12 protein-coding genes are annotated in these 16418 nt (G+C 41.5%); all 12 read left to right on the forward strand.

Going from position 1 to position 16418, the window contains the following annotated elements; genetic code table 11:
• Positions 1-119 precede the first annotated feature (119 nt).
• The 12 genes from ACFIJJ_RS05085 (at position 120) to ligA (ending at position 16053) form a co-directional block, all read left to right on the forward strand.
• Complete coding sequence (locus tag ACFIJJ_RS05085) at positions 120-1274, forward strand: FtsW/RodA/SpoVE family cell cycle protein (protein ID WP_375623381.1); 1155 nt, start codon at positions 120-122, stop codon at positions 1272-1274.
• Complete coding sequence (murG, locus tag ACFIJJ_RS05090; protein ID WP_375646166.1) at positions 1267-2403, forward strand: undecaprenyldiphospho-muramoylpentapeptide beta-N-acetylglucosaminyltransferase; 1137 nt, start codon at positions 1267-1269, stop codon at positions 2401-2403. The genes ACFIJJ_RS05085 and murG overlap by 8 nt, the downstream gene beginning before the upstream one ends.
• Positions 2387-3814: a UDP-N-acetylmuramate--L-alanine ligase gene (gene murC, locus ACFIJJ_RS05095; protein ID WP_375646169.1), complete on the forward strand. Its 1428-nt coding sequence runs from the start codon at positions 2387-2389 to the stop codon at positions 3812-3814. Before murG ends, murC begins: the two co-directional genes overlap by 17 nt.
• Positions 3792-4769 (forward strand): UDP-N-acetylmuramate dehydrogenase, encoded by a 978-nt coding sequence (murB, locus tag ACFIJJ_RS05100; RefSeq protein ID WP_375623375.1) that lies wholly within the window; start codon positions 3792-3794, stop codon positions 4767-4769. Before murC ends, murB begins: the two co-directional genes overlap by 23 nt.
• Positions 4770-5008: 239 nt before the next feature.
• The gene (locus ACFIJJ_RS05105) at positions 5009-5929 is read left to right on the forward strand and encodes a D-alanine--D-alanine ligase (RefSeq protein ID WP_375623373.1); all 921 of its coding nucleotides are present in this window, start codon (positions 5009-5011) and stop codon (positions 5927-5929) included.
• Positions 5917-6828 carry a cell division protein FtsQ/DivIB gene (locus ACFIJJ_RS05110; RefSeq protein ID WP_375623458.1) on the forward strand — a complete coding sequence of 304 codons (912 nt, stop codon included), beginning with the start codon at positions 5917-5919 and terminating at the stop codon, positions 6826-6828. Before ACFIJJ_RS05105 ends, ACFIJJ_RS05110 begins: the two co-directional genes overlap by 13 nt.
• Complete coding sequence (gene ftsA, locus ACFIJJ_RS05115; RefSeq protein ID WP_375646171.1) at positions 6825-8126, forward strand: cell division protein FtsA; 1302 nt, start codon at positions 6825-6827, stop codon at positions 8124-8126. The genes ACFIJJ_RS05110 and ftsA overlap by 4 nt, the downstream gene beginning before the upstream one ends.
• Before the next feature lie 63 nt (positions 8127-8189).
• Entirely contained in the window at positions 8190-9962 is a 1773-nt protein-coding gene (gene ftsZ, locus ACFIJJ_RS05120) for a cell division protein FtsZ (protein WP_375623369.1), read from the forward strand.
• A 213-nt stretch (positions 9963-10175) separates the two neighbouring features.
• Entirely contained in the window at positions 10176-11048 is an 873-nt protein-coding gene (gene lpxC, locus ACFIJJ_RS05125; protein WP_375623367.1) for a UDP-3-O-acyl-N-acetylglucosamine deacetylase, read from the forward strand.
• A 170-nt stretch (positions 11049-11218) separates the two neighbouring features.
• Positions 11219-12112 (forward strand): outer membrane protein assembly factor BamD, encoded by an 894-nt coding sequence (locus tag ACFIJJ_RS05130; protein WP_375623365.1) that lies wholly within the window; start codon positions 11219-11221, stop codon positions 12110-12112.
• A 6-nt stretch (positions 12113-12118) separates the two neighbouring features.
• Positions 12119-13780: a DNA repair protein RecN gene (gene recN, locus ACFIJJ_RS05135; RefSeq protein WP_375646173.1), complete on the forward strand. Its 1662-nt coding sequence runs from the start codon at positions 12119-12121 to the stop codon at positions 13778-13780.
• Positions 13781-13893: 113 nt separating this feature from the next.
• Positions 13894-16053: an NAD-dependent DNA ligase LigA gene (ligA, locus tag ACFIJJ_RS05140; protein ID WP_375646175.1), complete on the forward strand. Its 2160-nt coding sequence runs from the start codon at positions 13894-13896 to the stop codon at positions 16051-16053.
• The last annotated feature ends 365 nt before the right edge of the window (positions 16054-16418 follow it).

The raw sequence follows: 16418 nt of genomic DNA on the forward strand, positions 1-16418 counted from the left end.
TTTTTGCGTTAAGACTCCAGAATCTTTTTTTATGTAATTTAGTTTTTAAAGTGTTTGTTAAACAGGCGGGGGAACCATATCACTTTGAAACAATTTATAAAACGGATAAGGCAGATATCATGGTTACGCGCGCAGATAGAGATCCAATTGCTAATTGGTGGTGGACGATTGATCGCTCTATCTTTGCAGCTTGTTTAATTTTAATGGGGATCGGCATTATGCTGTCTTTTGCTGCCAGCCCCACGATTGCAAAAAAAATCGGAATTGCTGATAGTTTTTATTTTGTTCGGTGGCATATCATTTTCAGCATTTTAGCATTTTTTACGATGGTGACCATTTCTTTTTTTTCAATTCCTAATATTCGTCGTTTATGTGCTCTTTTGCTTATTGTAACGCTTGCTCTTATGGTTGCAACCTTATTTTGGGGTCCAGAATTAAAGGGAGCACGGCGATGGATTGTGCTCTTTGGTTTTTCTGTACAGGCTTCAGAGTTTATGAAGCCAGCTTTTGTGGTTATGTCCGCTTGGCTTTTTTCCGAACAGATACAGCGGAGGGGAATGCTGGGATACACGTTAGCGATTGTACTTTATGCCATTTGTTGTGTGCTTCTGGTTTTGCAGCCTGATATTGGACAAACACTTTTAATAAGTGCAACATGGGGGGGGCTGTTTTTTATTGCTGGTGTGCCTCTTACTATTATTTTTCTCTTTCTTATTTTAGGCGCTGTAGGAATTGTTTTAGCTTATCTTTTTCTGCATCATGTGCGTGAGCGTATCAATGGGTTTTTGACAGGTGAAGGAGATACCTTTCAAGTGGATGTAGGACGTGAGGCTATTTTGAATGGTGGTTGGTTTGGGCAAGGTCCTGGGGAGGGAACAGTAAAACGTATCATTCCTGATAGCCATACAGATTTTGTATTTTCCGTTGCTGCTGAAGAATATGGTATTATTCTTTGTTTATTCATTATGATGCTGTTTGGTTTTATCGTTATGCGTTCATTGTATATCGCCATGAATACACGTGATTCCTTTATACGTCTTGGTATTACTGGCATAGCAATGATGATTGGCTTTCAATCCGCTATTAATATGGCCGTTAATCTTCATTTAATTCCTCCCAAAGGCATGACATTGCCTTTTATTTCTTATGGTGGTTCATCGATGGTAGCGATTGCCTTTTCAATGGGCATGTTACTTAGTTTAACACGTCGTTGGCCAGAAGCGCGTCTTTCAGCTTTTTCTTCCTCTTCTGTCTTGGATACTCCTTATGAATGATAAAAAAGTTATTGTTTTGGTGGCTGGTGGTACAGGTGGACATCTTTTTCCTGCTGAAGCCCTTTCTGTTGAATTAAGGAAGCGTGGATATGATGTTCATTTAATAACAGATGAAAGAGCACGACCTTTTGTTCGGGGCTTTGATGAAGAGCATATTCATATCGTTTCATCGGCAACATTTACACGACGCCATCCTTTTGCTCTGATAAAGACGTTTTGGTCTTTGCTAAGGGGTATGGGGCAATCGTTGGCGTTGTTTTATAAATTACGTCCTGTTCTTGTTGGAGGATTTGGGGGTTATCCGAGCTTTCCTCCTCTTTTTATTGCTGCTTTAACGAGGCGTGTGACATTTATTCATGAACAAAATGCTGTTATGGGGCGTGCCAATCGGATGTTGGCAATTTTTGTGCGTGCAATCGCTGGTGGTTTGTTGTCGCCAAATGGCGCTTATGCTCATAAAATACTTTTGACGGGGAATCCTGTCCGTGAGGCTGTGTTGAAGGCGGCCAAAATTCCTTATCATTCTTCAGAGGGGGAAAAGCCATTTAATTTTTTGGTTTTTGGTGGTAGTCAAGGGGCTTCTGCTTTTTCACATATTGTTCCAGAAGCCATTGCTTTACTCGATGATAAAAACCGTAAACGTTTGCGAATTGTACAGCAAGTTCGGGGTGACGCTGGAGGATTGATCAAAATCTATCATGATATGGGCGTACAAGCAGAGGTTGCTCCTTTCTTTGATGATATGGCTGAACGTATGGCACATGCTCATTTTATTTTGTCGCGCGCTGGGGCTTCGTCCGTTTGTGAGATAGCGGTGATTGGTAGACCTGCTCTGCTTGTTCCCTATCCCCATGCTTTAGATCATGATCAGGCTGCCAATGCAGCTTTGCTTGCTCGTGTGGGGGGAGCGCAAATTATATCAGAAAAAGATTTAAATGCACAAAAGCTTTCTTCTCTTTTAATGCACGCTTGTTGTGCGCCCCATTTATTAGAAAAACAAGCGCTTGCTGCAAAAAAAGTTGGGCAACCCCATGCAACACGTTGCCTTGCTGATATGGCTGAATCCTTAATTGCAGGGCGATTGTTGTCAGATATAAAAGAGGAGCTTTTTAATGAAAATGCCACTTGATATAGGCGTTATCCATTTTATCGGAATCGGGGGAATCGGTATGAGTGGAATTGCGGAGGTTTTTTATAATCTTGGCTATAAAGTTCAAGGGTCAGATCAAGTTGAAAGTGCAAATGTTGAACGTTTGCGGAAAAAAGGAATTAACGTTCATATAGGTCATTGTGCTGAAAACTTAGGGAATGCAGAGGTTGTCGTTTTTTCTACTGCCGTTAAAAAAACAAATCCTGAGTATATTGCTGCAAAGGAAAGACATTTGCCGCTTGTCAGACGTGCAGAAATGCTGGCGGAGCTCATGCGATTTCGGCGTGCAATTGCGGTGGGTGGTACACATGGTAAAACAACAACCACATCAATGGTCGCAGCCCTTCTTGATGCTGGTCATTTTGATCCAGTGGTGATTAATGGCGGTATTATTAATGCTTATGGGACGAATTCTCGTACAGGAGATGGCGATTGGATGATTGTTGAAGCTGATGAAAGTGATGGTACATTTTTAAAGCTGCCTGCTGATATTGCTGTTGTTACCAATATTGACGCTGAGCATTTGGATCATTATGGAAATTTTGATGCTGTGCGTGAGGCTTTTCGGCAATTTGTAGAAAATGTTCCCTTTTATGGTTTTGCTGTTTTGTGCGTTGATCATCCAGAGGTTCAGTCTTTGGCGAGCCGTATTGATGATCGTTGGGTGATCACTTATGGTGCAAATCCACAAGCGGATGTTCGTTTTCTTAATCTTTCGATGGATGGTCAAAAAACATATTTTGATGTTCTTGTTCGCTCACGCAAAACAGGAAGAAAGATTGAGTTGAAAAATTTGCTTTTGCCCATGGCAGGGCAGCATAATGTTGCCAATGCAACGGCGGCGATTGCTATTGCGCATGAACTTGGCATTTCAAATGAAGCTATAAAAAGAGGCTTAGCAGAATTTGGCGGAGTAAAACGGCGTTTTACGCGAACAGGAAGTTGGCGTGGCATTGAAATATTTGATGATTATGGACATCATCCTGTCGAAATAAAAGCTGTTTTGCGTGCAGCCCGTGAGAGTGCAAAAGGGCGTGTTATTGCGATTGCACAACCCCATCGGTATTCACGATTGTATCATTTATTTGATGATTTTGCTACTTGTTTTAATGATGCCGATACAGTGTTGATTACGCCCGTTTATGCGGCTGGTGAAGAGCCTATTGTAGGGTTTGGTTCTCAAGAATTGGTAGAGCATATTAAAATGGCGGGTCATCGTGATGTGCGCTTGATACATGGTTTGGAAGATGTTGTGTCTCTTATCTCAAAATTTGCTCAGGCAGAGGATTATGTTGTTTTTCTTGGTGCTGGCAATATCACACAATGGGCTTGTGCGTTGCCTCATCAGTTAGCGGTATTGGATGGTCATGATAAATTTTCAGCACATTGATGGTGAGGCGCTATTGGCGCAATTGCAACCATTGTTGGGTGGTGTGAGAGGAAAACTTACACCTAATGTTGAGATGCGTAAGGTAACGTGGTTTCGCACGGGCGGATTGGCAGAGCTTTTTTATCAGCCTGTTGATGAAGAAGATTTGGCGCTCTTTCTTCAAAATTTGCCTGAATTTGTTCCTGTCACAATTGTCGGTATCGGTTCTAATCTTCTGGTGCGTGATGGGGGGGTTCCTGGTGTTGTAATTCGTCTTTCGCCAAAAAGTTTTGGGCAAGTGAAGCAGGTTTCTCCAAAAGGCTTTTTAGTTGGTGCTGGTGCGGCGGACAAACATTTAGCTGCTGCCGCTTTAGAAGCTGAGATTGCAGGTTTTCATTTTTATCATGGCATTCCTGGAGGTCTTGGAGGAGCTCTCAAAATGAACGCGGGTGCAAATGGTGTTGAAACCGCAGCACGTGTTGTTGAGGTTTATGCGTTGGATCGTAAAGGGCAACGTCATATCTTGAGTGTGAAAGATATGCATTATTCCTATCGCCAGTGTGATATTCCTGAAGGTTTTATTTTTACTGCTGCTTTATTGGAAGGGGAGCCTGGTAATAAAGATAATATTCGTGCTGCTATGGATGAAGTTGCCCTCCATAGGGAAACAGTGCAACCTATTCGTGAAAAGACCGGTGGATCAACTTTTAGAAACCCTGAGAATGGATCTGCTTGGCGCGTGATTGATGAAGCAGGGTGTCGTGGTTTACGGATTGGTGGCGCTCAAATGAGTGAAATGCACTGTAATTTTATGATTAATACAGGGCAAGCAACAGGATATGATCTTGAAGCATTGGGAGAAACAGTGCGTGCGCGTGTTTTTGCAAATTCAGCCCACCTTTTACAATGGGAAATAGAGCGTATTGGTCAATTTGAACGTGGTCGAAGTGTTTCTCCTTTTGATCCATTTCATTGATTTATTGTTCACTAAAAAGTGAAAATAAAAAATTGAGTCATTTCAAAGAGATAATAAAAAATTTCTATTAAGAATCAATAAATTAACAAAGAATCTCTTGCATCAGGCTTTTGAGTCTGATTCATTATGAAAAATGCTAGGTTATTGATTCGCAAGAATAAACTTTGTTTTTTTTCTGTATGTGGTGCTGATGTGTTCTATATAGACTACATATAGTATGCAAAAGAGGGTGATTTATTATGAAAGATAAACATATAGCTGTGTTAATGGGAGGTTTTTCTTCTGAACGGTCTGTAAGTTTATCTTCAGGGGCGGCTTGTGCTGATGTTTTAGAGGCGCAGGGGTATCGCGTGAGTCGCGTAGATGTTGACACTCATATTGCTTCTGTTCTTGAACAGTTGCAGCCCGATATTGCCTTTAATGCATTGCATGGTCCATTTGGTGAAGATGGACGGATTCAGGGGATTCTTGAATATTTAAAAATTCCTTATACCCATTCTGGCGTGATGGCATCTGCTTTGGCAATGGATAAGGGACGTGCAAAAATTATCGTTGCAAGTGTTGGTGTTTGTGTTGCGCCTTCTCGTATCATGAGCCGCTTTGCTATTGGGCAAGCACATCCTATGGAGCCGCCTTATGTGATTAAACCTGTGTGTGAAGGATCAAGTTTTGGTGTTGTCGTTGTACAGGGAAATGAATCTGCGCCGCCGCATAATATTGGGGGAGCTGAGTGGGGGTATGCCGATGAAGTGATGATTGAAAAATATATTCCTGGTCGTGAGTTGACTTGTGCTGTTTTGGGGAATGAAGTGCTGGATGTGTGTGAAATTCTTCCCGATAAACACTTTCCATTCTACGATTATGACTCAAAATATAAAACGGGTGGTTCTCTTCATATTTGTCCTGCACAACTTTCACTAAATATTTACCAAAGTGTGCAAAGAATGTCTTTAGCAGCCCATCAGGCGATAGGGTGTCGAGGTGTTAGCCGTTCTGATTTTCGTTTTGATGAAAAAACAGGAGAATTGGTTTGGCTTGAAATTAATACGCAACCCGGTATGACACCAACATCTCTTCTGCCTGATATTGCAAAAGTGAGCGGTCGTACTTATGGCGATATTGTTCAATGGATAGTGGAGGACGCATCATGTATGCGTTGAGTATTAATAAAACGAATATTCCGATGGAGGTGCTTTCAGTGCCGGCTTTGCCACGTCTTTATCGTCGTTTTCTTCGGTTTATGTTTGAGTTTGTTTTTGTCAATATTCATATTCCACGCCATTTTGGTTCTTTTGCTGTTGTATGGTTGTTCTTTGTTACGGCTTTTTATGGATTTTCATCCAGTGGTCAGATGGAAGTGATCGTAAAAACAATAATATCGGATATTGGTTTTGTGGTCGTGGATGTCGATATAAGTGGTAATAAACGCTTGGCAAAGCAAGATATTTTGAAAATTTTAGAACTTGATGTTGCCCCCTCTATATTCACTTTTGATGTTGAAAGAGCACGTGCCCTTTTGGAAAAACAGCCTTGGATTCAATCAGCTAATGTTCAGAAGATTTATCCTAATAGAATGCGCGTTTCCATCGTGGAACGTGAACCTTATGCTATTTGGCAACATGAGGGCATGGTCGATATTGTTGATAATACAGGTCGTGTCATTGTACCTTTTAAAGGGAAAATTGTTCGGAATTTGCCGCTTGTGGTTGGGCAGGGTGCACAAAATGCTGCTAAAGTGTTTATTCAAGCGCTGTCAGTTTATCCGGAAATATATAATCGTGTTCGTGCTTTCGTGCGGGTAGGTGATCGGCGTTGGGATCTTGTTTTGGATAACGGAGTGCGCGTTATGTTGCCTGAAAGTGGTGCACTTGAAAGGCTTTCCTCTCTTGTTTTGTCCGGTACAATGCAAGATCTTTTATCTCGCGATATTCTCAGTGTTGATTTACGTCTTGCTGATCGAATTACAGTTTCTTTATCAGATGAAACGTTGGAGCGTTATCATGCTACTGTAGCAGAAGAAGAACGTATCTTAAAAGCGCGAAAGGCAGGAAGCCTATGATGCTGCTTAGATCACATCATTTGAGGGGACGTAAAACACGTTTTTTAACGGTTCTTGATGTCGGTTCAAGTAAGATTGTTTGTCTTATTGCTTGTTTGCGTCCTTTGAAGCATGCGCACTATTTACATGGTCGTACACATTCTATGGAAATTCTAGGTTTTGGAGTGCAGCGTTCACGCGGTATTAAATCTGGTGTTGTGATGGATATGTTTGCAGCAGAGCAATCAATACGCTTGGCTGTTGATGCGGCAGAAAAAATGGCTGGTTTGGTGGTGGATTCAGTCATTGTGAATTTTTCCTCAAGTCGATTACAAAGTGCTTTGATTAATGGAATGGTCCATTTGAATGGTCGTGAAGTCACCAAGCGTGATATGCGTATGGCCTTTTCAGATGTTTCGCGTAAAGCTTTTGATGCTGAACGTCATGTTATGCATTCAGTTCCAGTTTCTTATGTATTGGATGGAGACAAAGGAATTTCTGATCCTATTGGCATGGCAGGGGAAACATTTGGTGTCGATGTGCATGTGGTAACAGCGGAAACGGCATCTTTGCGTAATTTAGAAACTTGTATTAATCGTGCACATTTGAGTGTTGAAGCAATGGTTGCTACTCCCTTTGCAAGTGGTCTTGCTGTCTTGATGAATGATGAGGCGCATTTAGGGGCTGCATGTATTGATTTTGGTGGTGGAACAACAACATTTTCAGTGTTTTTTGAGGGAAAATTTATTCATGCGGATGCTCTTGCTGTTGGGGGGCATCATGTCACTCTTGATGTTGCGCGCGGATTTTCTATGTCTTTAACAGAGGCGGAACGTTTAAAAGTTGTTTATGGTTCAGCACTTTTAACAAGTGCTGATGAGCGGCAAATGATTAATGTAGCAGAAATTGGGAGTGAACAGCGTGAAACTCAATATCCGCGCGCGGTTCTTGGGCGTATCATTCGTGCGCGTGTTGAAGAAATTTTAGAGATGGTTCGTGATTGTTTAAATCGTTCTGGTTTTGGTCACATCATTGGTAAACGTGTTATTTTGACGGGGGGAGCAAGCCAGTTAACAGGATTGCCAGAAATGGCACGTACTATATTAGGAAGAAATGTTCGTATCGGGCGGCCTTTAGGTATTTCGAGGCTTCCTTCTCTTGCAAAAGGGGCGGCGTTTACATCTGCTGTTGGATTGTTAATTTATCCGCAATTGGTGGGTTTTGAAGAAAAAACAATGCAGGCGGCAGGAAATCATTTATCGATGGGCACGCGTGGGTATTTTCAGCGTGTTGGTCAGTGGTTGCGTGAGAGTTTTTAGTTAAGTCTAGTTGGATAAATTTCATCGCTTTGGCTTGCGGTGTCTTATGAGAAGGAAAAGAAAATGACGATTAATCTGCATCGGCCAGATATCGCGGAATTGAAGCCACGCATTACCGTTTTTGGTGTTGGAGGTGGTGGCGGGAATGCCGTGAATAATATGATAAATGCTGGTCTTCAGGGAGTTGACTTTGTTGTTGCAAATACGGATGCACAGGCTTTGGCTATGTCAAAGGCTGAACGTGTTATCCAACTTGGGGCAGCAGTGACAGAAGGTTTGGGTGCTGGTGCTTTACCGGAAGTTGGACAAGCGGCGGCGGAGGAATGTATTGATGAAATTATTGATCATCTTGCAGACTCTCATATGGTTTTCATTACTGCTGGTATGGGAGGGGGAACTGGAACAGGGGCTGCTCCCGTTGTTGCTCGCGCGGCGCGTGAAAAAGGTATTTTGACTGTTGGTGTTGTGACAAAGCCGTTTCAGTTTGAAGGCGCACGTCGCATGAAAACGGCAGAGGCTGGTATTGAAGAATTACAAAAGTCTGTCGATACATTGATTGTTATTCCCAATCAAAATCTTTTCCGTATTGCAAATGATAAGACAACATTTGCTGATGCTTTTGCTATGGCTGACCAAGTGCTTTATTCTGGTGTTGCTTCCATTACGGATTTGATGATCAAAGAGGGTTTGATTAACCTTGATTTTGCTGATGTTCGTTCTGTTATGCACGAAATGGGGCGAGCCATGATGGGAACGGGTGAGGCATCTGGTGAAGGGCGTGCTTTGGCTGCTGCTGAAGCTGCTATCGCAAACCCATTGCTGGATGATACCTCTATGCGTGGGGCACGTGGTTTACTGATTTCTATTACAGGTGGTCGTGATATGACTCTCTTTGAGGTTGATGAAGCTGCTAATCGTATTCGTGAAGAAGTGGACGCTGATGCGAATGTGATTTTTGGCGCTATTGATGACGAGTCATTGGAAGGTGTTATTCGTGTTTCTGTGGTTGCGACCGGTATTGATCGTGAAGTTAGTGATGTGGTTCAGTCCTCTCATCCTCAGATTCAAAGGCCTGCTTCTTCAATACGCAAGAGCGATCCTGGAACGTCACACAGTTCTTTTCATGTTCAGTCATCGCCTCTGCGTTCTGAGTCAATGGTAGAAGTGATCGAATCACTTGAAATAGAAAAGGGTAAAACAACCGGAGAACAGTTCCGTCCCAAAAGTCAAATTTTTGCACATCCTGTAGAAGCAATGACGACACGAAATGCGACGAATGCTGTTGCGTATGGTTCAAATGCTGTTCAGGAACAGAAATTAAATGTGCCTCGTATGCAAGTAAGCCGCGGTTCTCAACAGGCGATGACGGCTCCCGTGAGTATGGAGGCAACAGCGCATGTTCTTGATGAGATGACAGGGGTTGTGAAGCAAACAGAAAAGCCAGTGCAACCAAAACAAATGCAACAGATGCAAGCGCGCGCTCCAATGCGTATGCCTGAGTTAAAGGATTTTCCTCCTGTTGCTCATGGACAAAGTCAAAGAACATTTGTGACTGATCAAGGTCCTCGTAATCTTTGGCAGCGTTTGAAACAGAGTTTGACACATCGTGAAGAAGCTGAGCCAGAAGCGAGGTTGGAGCCTGCTGTTAGATCGTCTCAGCAGAAAGAGTCTCATGTTTACAATAAAAATTCTCAGGCGCTTTCTCAAGATGCTTCTGTATATGTTCCACGTCGTTCTGGTGAGCTGCACCCGCAGGTACCACAAGATCAGCGTACTTTTATAAGTGAAGAAGATCAGTTGGAGATACCAGCATTTTTACGTCGTCAAGCAAATTAATTGATGAAAAATGAGGTAAAGTAAGAAATTTTATTGTTTCTTTAATGATCAGTCAAAAATTATACAGTAAATATATTGCTGTTTTTTGGATAAAATACTTTGTTTTTAAAAAAACCGCTTATTATAAGCGGTTTTTTTTATTATTTACTATGAATATTTTTTATAATTTTATAAATTTTGTTAAAAGATGTACAAGCAATTTAATAAAATGATATGATGAATTTGGTACCAAAATATCAGTCTACTCTTAAAAAAGCAGTAACATTTAAGGGGATTGGCGTTCACAGTGGCTGTTTGTCAGTGGTAAAGGTTTATCCAGCGGATGTTGGATGTGGTATTGTTTTTAAGCGTTGTGGATTAAACGGAACCGAGAAAATATTTCAAGCCCATGCATCGCAAACAGGAAAAACTGAATTATCAACAGTCCTTGGAGATGGAGATGTAAGGGTTGAAACAATTGAACATTTGATGGCAGCAATTGCTGCTTATAATTTGGATAATCTTATTATTGAAGTGTCACATAATGAGATTCCTATTTTGGATGGTTCAGCGTGGCTATATTGCCAAGCTTTTGAAGATGTTGGTATTGTACAGCAAAATGCGTTGCGTTCTTATTTCATTATAAAAAAGCCGGTGCGGGTTGAAGGAGCTCATGGTGTTGCAGAGCTTTTGCCATTCGATGGACGTCGTTTTGATATAACGATCTCTTTTCCTTCTTTTGCTATTGGTAAGCAACATTTCAGTTTTGATCTTACCACACAAGGGTTTCGAGATGAATTGTCACGGGCACGCACTTTTGGTTTTATCAAAGACGTGGAAAAATTAAGGCTTTCTGGAAAGGCGAGAGGTGCTTCTTTGGAAAATTCTCTTGTTATCGACCTTAATGATAAAATTTTAAATCCCGATGGTCCTTATTGGGAGAATGAATGTGTTCGGCACAAGATGCTTGATGCGATTGGTGATACTGCTTTGCTTGGGGCACCTTTTATTGGATTATTTCGTTCTTATTGTAGTGGACATAGAATTAATGCGCAATTGGTGAAGGCTGTTTTGGCAAACGAATCATATTATGAAAAAGCTTTTTAGAGAAAGAATAAAAGGAAATTGACAAGATTTTTTTATCGTTTATTTGATTTTTAAGGGGATGATTGACCTAAACTGCTAAATTGGTTATGTGGATTTTAAAGTGATATGCTATAAAAACTTTAATAAATTGTTTTTGCTACAAGGTGATATTCTCTGGAGGCCGGAAAATTATGGAAAAATTTCATGTGTGCATTGGAAATATGACATATAGAAAATCTAACATTGTACGCAAGATATTGGGGGTGGTACTTTTAGGAAGCACCTGTATGTTAGCGGGATGTCTCTTTAAAGAGAAAAATACTCTTGATCCATCTGCTTATGTTTTGAAAATAGATCCACCAGATGTTCTCTATAATCAGGCGCTTGCTAGCCTTGAAAGTGGGCGGCTTGGGGATGCATCGAAGAAGTTTTTGAAAATTGAAAAACAGTACGCTTATACAGACTGGGGGCGTAAGTCTCTTGTGATGGGTGCTTTTACTAATTATCGACTCGGAAAGTATGATGATTCAATTAGTATGGCTCAACGCTATATTACGCTTTATCCAGGGTCAACTGACTCGGCTTATGCGTACTATATTATTGGTCTTTCTTCTTTCCGTCGGATTCCCGATGTTACGCGTGATCAACGTGATACGAAACGCGCTATTGCTGCTATGCAGCTTCTTATAGAGCGCTATCCAAATTCTGAATATGTCAAGGATGCTAAGGATAAAATCCGTTTTGGGCGCGAACAGCTGGCTGGTAAAGAAATGCAGATCGGCCGTTATTATGAAGAGGGACGGCGCTATCTTGCGGCAAGTAGACGGTTTCGTACCGTGGTTGAAGAGTATTCCGATACAAATCAAATTGAAGAAGCACTTTTCCGCTTAACGGAAGTTAATCTTGCTCTCGGCTTAACGGCGGAAGCGCAAACAGCAGCAGCTATTTTAGGACGTAATTATCCCAAAAGTGAGTGGTATAAATTTTCTTATAATCTCTTGCAGAAGAATAAAATATCACCACGTGAGCATAAATCTTCTTGGATCTCAAATGCTTTAGGTGGTGACAAGAAGAGGGTACGTTGATTCTCTATGTTGGTACAGCTTTCGATTCATAATATTGTTTTGATCGAAACGCTCGATATTCATTTTACAGCGGGGTTGACGGTTTTAACTGGAGAAACGGGTGCGGGGAAGTCTATTCTCCTTGATGCTTTATCACTTGCTCTAGGGGGGCGGGGTGATGCTTCGCTTGTGCGTCATGGGGCTGACCGCGGGCAGGTCACAGCTGTTTTTGATGTGTCTGTTTCACATCCTGCACGTCAACTTATTCGTGAGAATGGTCTTGATGACGAGGGTGATATTATTTTACGACGTGTGCAATCAAGTGATGGACGTAGCCGTGTTTTTATCAATGATCAGGTGTCTAGTGTTGCATTGATGCGAAGTGTTGGCCGTTTGCTGGTTGAAATCCATGGACAACATGATGATCGTGCGCTTGTTGATGTTGCTACACATCGCCAATTATTAGATGCCTTTGGTGGTCTTGAAGATGAAGTGGAAAATTTGCGTCAGTGTTATCACACATGGCGTGAATTTGAGGAGCGTTTGCAACGGCAGCGTCTTAAAGTAGAGAGTGCTGTACGGGAGGTTGATTATCTTCGTGCGTGTGTAGAAGAGCTTGAAAAGCTTGATTTTAAAGTTGGTGAAGAGGAAGCTCTTTCTCTTCGTCGTGCTGATATGCTTAAATTAGAAAAAATAGCGACAGATATTAAAGAAGCGGATGATCTTTTAACGGGTCAAAAATCACCAATCCCAGTGCTTTCTAATTTGGTGAGGCGTTTGGAGCGGAAAATTCCTGAGGCGCAAGAACTTATTGCACCAGTGGTGAAATCTATTGATGAGGCATTGCATGCACTTGCAACAGCACAAGAAGGTATTGAGACGGCAATACGAGCATTAGATTTTGAACCTGATGAATTGGAACGGATAGAAGAGCGTCTTTTTGCTCTTCGGGGTTTTGCTCGTAAATATCAAGTTTCTGCGGATGAATTGGTTCAGTTGCGTGATAAAATGGATGCTGAACTGGCTGATTTTGAAGAGGCTCAGACCATATTGACACGTTTTGAAGATGAGGCAGAGCAGGCAAAGAAAAATTATGATACATTGGCGCAAGCCTTAACAATAAAGCGTCGGGAGACAGCAAAGCATTTATCTGAAAGTGTTATGGCTGAGTTGCCGGCATTGAAGTTAGAGAGGGCTGAATTTATTGTTGAAATGCAAAGTGATGCTGAAAGGCGGAGTGCAGAGGGGTGTGATCGTATTGAATATTGGGTTCGAACAAATCCTGGAACACGAGCTGGACCGATGCTTAGTGTGGCTTCTGGCGGTGAATTGTCTCGTTTTTTGTTGGCATTAAAAGTTGTTTTGTCTGATCGAGGATCAGCACCGACGCTGATCTTTGATGAAATTGATACAGGTGTTGGGGGGGCTGTTGCAGCGGCTATTGGACAACGGTTGCAACGCTTATCAGAACGTGTTCAGGTTTTCGCTATTACGCATGCTCCACAGGTTGCATCGAAAGCGCATGGTCATTTTCTTATTTCAAAAATTGAGAGTCATGATAAAGGACGCTTTGTTACTGCGATTCATAAAATGGAAGAGCATGAACGTGCAGAAGAAATTGCTCGTATGTTGGCAGGAGAACAGATTACTGAAGAAGCACGTGCAGCGGCTCAAAAGCTTCTCGCATAAAGGTAATTAGCCAGCGATAAAAATACTGGAAAGCTTGTGTTTATTGAGATTCATTTGATGAGGATGCGTGTGGAAGTCCTTATGGCAGTAACTCGTAATTTGGAATAGATTTTATGAACAAAGATGCAGTTAAAAATCTCACAGCTGTTGAAGCAGAAAGTGAATTAGAGTGGTTGGCAAAAGAAATTGCACGTCATGATGTGCTTTATAATCGTGATGATCAGCCTGAAATTTCTGATGCAGAATATGATGCGTTGCGCCGGCGTAATGCAGAAATTGAAGCTCTTTTTCCAGAGCTTATACGTATTGATTCTCCTTCACATAAAATTGGGGCACCAATTTCTGAAAAGTTTGAAAAATCTGTTCATGCACAGCCTATGCTTTCACTTGATAATGCGTTTAGCTCTGAAGATGTTAGTGAATTTATTGAGCGTATTCGTCGTTTTTTACGATTTCCAGAAACACAAATGTTGGAAATAACAGCGGAGCCCAAAATTGATGGTTTATCTTTGTCTTTGCGCTACGAAAAGGGGCGGCTTGTGCGTGCGGCAACGCGTGGGGATGGAACTGTCGGTGAAAATGTGACGGCAAATGCCCGAACAATTGCTGATATTCCACAAGTTTTGCAAGGTGATTTTCCTGATATCATTGAGGTTCGCGGTGAGGTTTATATGGGGCGGGAAGATTTCCAAGCTCTTAATATAAGCCAACAAGAGAAGGGAAAGTTAACCTTCGCCAACCCTCGAAATGCGGCGGCTGGTTCTCTCCGTCAGCTTGATTCACGGATAACCGCTAGCAGAAAGCTTCAATTTTTTGCTTATGCTTGTGGTGAGGTGAGTGAAATATTGGCAGAAAGTCAAATGGAGATGATGAAAAAGCTAAAAGAGTATGGCTTTGTTATCAATCCATTAACAAAAGTCTTTAAGACTGTAGAAGACATTATTTGCTATTATCACGATATCGAAGAATGCCGTCATTCTTTAAGCTATGATATTGATGGTATTGTTTATAAGGTTAATGATTTGATGCTCCAAAAGCGTTTGGGGTTTGTTGCTCGTTCGCCGCGTTGGGCAATAGCGCATAAATTTCCAGCAGAAAAAGCAATGGCGCTTTTGGAAGATATTGACATTCAGGTCGGTCGTACGGGAGCTTTGACGCCTGTTGCACGCCTTACACCTGTTACTGTTGGTGGGGTGGTGGTGACCAATGCCAGTTTGCATAATGAGGATTATATTAAGGGAATTGGTCATAAAGGAGAGCCCATTCGTGAAGGGCGTGATATCCGTGTAGGCGATACCGTGATTGTACAACGCGCTGGTGATGTGATTCCTCAAATTGTTGATATTGTTGCTGCAAAGCGTCCAAAAAATGCTTCTACTTTTGTGTTTCCTCATCTGTGTCCCGTGTGTGGGAGTCATGCTGTTCGCGAAGAAGGAGAAGCCGTGCGTCGATGCACCGGTGGGCTTATTTGTCCTGCACAAGCGATTGAACGTATTCGTCATTTTGTTTCACGCAATGCCTTTGATATTGAAGGACTTGGGAAAAAACAAGTGGAATTCTTTTTCCATGTTCAAGATGAGGCGCTTTGTATTCATACACCAGCCGATATTTTTACGTTACAACGGCGCCAAGAAAGGTCTTTGATACGTTTAGAAAATATGGAAGGTTTTGGTATTGTTTCAGTTCGGAAACTGTATGATGCCATTAATGCGCGCCGAGAAATTCCTTTAAGCCGTTTTTTGTTTGCATTAGGAATTCGCCATGTGGGAGAGGTCAATGCACGTCGTCTTGCCCGTGCTTATCAAAATTATACAGCTTTTGAAACTGCGGCTATGGAAGCACTTATGCCGTGTGAGCAGGAAAATAAAGAAGGAAATGAGGCTTGGATGGAGCTTACCAATATTGAAGGAATTGGACCACAGGTAGGGAGTGCAATTGTTGATTTTTATCAAGAAGCACATAACCGCGAGGTTTTGTCTGTTTTGCTTGAAGAAGTAACACCTCTTGATGAGGCAACTATCATGACAGATTCTTCACCAATAGCGGAGAAGATCATTGTTTTTACAGGAACTTTGGCGCATATGTCACGCGATGAAGCAAAAGCATTGGCAGAGCGATTAGGGGCTAAAACATCTGGTTCACTTTCTAAAAAAACAGATCTTCTTGTTGCAGGACTTGGAGCGGGCTCAAAATTAGCTAAAGCTGAAGAATTAGGTGTTGAGGTTATCGATGAAGAGGCTTGGCTACAGCTGATTGAGGGGCATAATGTTTAGAGGATGTTTTCTAGAAGATGCATATGCTGTTTGTGTGGTTATCTTTCTTACATTTGGGGGAGATGGAATCAAAAAGGAGATAAAGGGGCTATTTTTTGCAAACATAGAACGCCATATACTTTGATATTTATTACGTTATTTAAAATAATTAACGTTGAACTTAAATATTAAACTTAAACTATTATGATGAAGAATATACAAGGTTATTATTAGTAAAATTTATAAATTATCATTGTGAAGCAAGGTAAAAATTGTAAATAAATATGCAGAATTTTTGAATCCAAACAGCGTAATAAGCTGGTTATAATAGGTGTTTTAGAAATACGATGCGAAGGATTACAAAATATAACGAGAGTTTCCATATA

This window comes from Bartonella sp. TT29SHDZB (assembly GCF_042193395.1).
GTDB lineage: Bacteria > Pseudomonadota > Alphaproteobacteria > Rhizobiales > Rhizobiaceae > Bartonella.

Excerpts from the sequence above, each read along its gene's own strand:
- ACFIJJ_RS05130 (WP_375623365.1), top strand. The coding sequence starts at position 11,219 with ATGGAAAAATTTCATGTGTGCATTGGAAATATGACATATAGAAAATCT.
- lpxC (WP_375623367.1), top strand. The coding sequence starts at position 10,176 with ATGATGAATTTGGTACCAAAATATCAGTCTACTCTTAAAAAAGCAGTA.
- murC (WP_375646169.1), top strand. The coding sequence starts at position 2,387 with ATGAAAATGCCACTTGATATAGGCGTTATCCATTTTATCGGAATCGGG.
- ftsZ (WP_375623369.1), top strand. The coding sequence starts at position 8,190 with ATGACGATTAATCTGCATCGGCCAGATATCGCGGAATTGAAGCCACGC.
- murG (WP_375646166.1), top strand. The coding sequence starts at position 1,267 with ATGAATGATAAAAAAGTTATTGTTTTGGTGGCTGGTGGTACAGGTGGA.
- murB (WP_375623375.1), top strand. The coding sequence starts at position 3,792 with ATGATAAATTTTCAGCACATTGATGGTGAGGCGCTATTGGCGCAATTG.
- ACFIJJ_RS05085 (WP_375623381.1), top strand. The coding sequence starts at position 120 with ATGGTTACGCGCGCAGATAGAGATCCAATTGCTAATTGGTGGTGGACG.
- ACFIJJ_RS05105 (WP_375623373.1), top strand. The coding sequence starts at position 5,009 with ATGAAAGATAAACATATAGCTGTGTTAATGGGAGGTTTTTCTTCTGAA.
- ftsA (WP_375646171.1), top strand. The coding sequence starts at position 6,825 with ATGATGCTGCTTAGATCACATCATTTGAGGGGACGTAAAACACGTTTT.
- ACFIJJ_RS05110 (WP_375623458.1), top strand. The coding sequence starts at position 5,917 with ATGTATGCGTTGAGTATTAATAAAACGAATATTCCGATGGAGGTGCTT.
- recN (WP_375646173.1), top strand. The coding sequence starts at position 12,119 with ATGTTGGTACAGCTTTCGATTCATAATATTGTTTTGATCGAAACGCTC.
- ligA (WP_375646175.1), top strand. The coding sequence starts at position 13,894 with ATGAACAAAGATGCAGTTAAAAATCTCACAGCTGTTGAAGCAGAAAGT.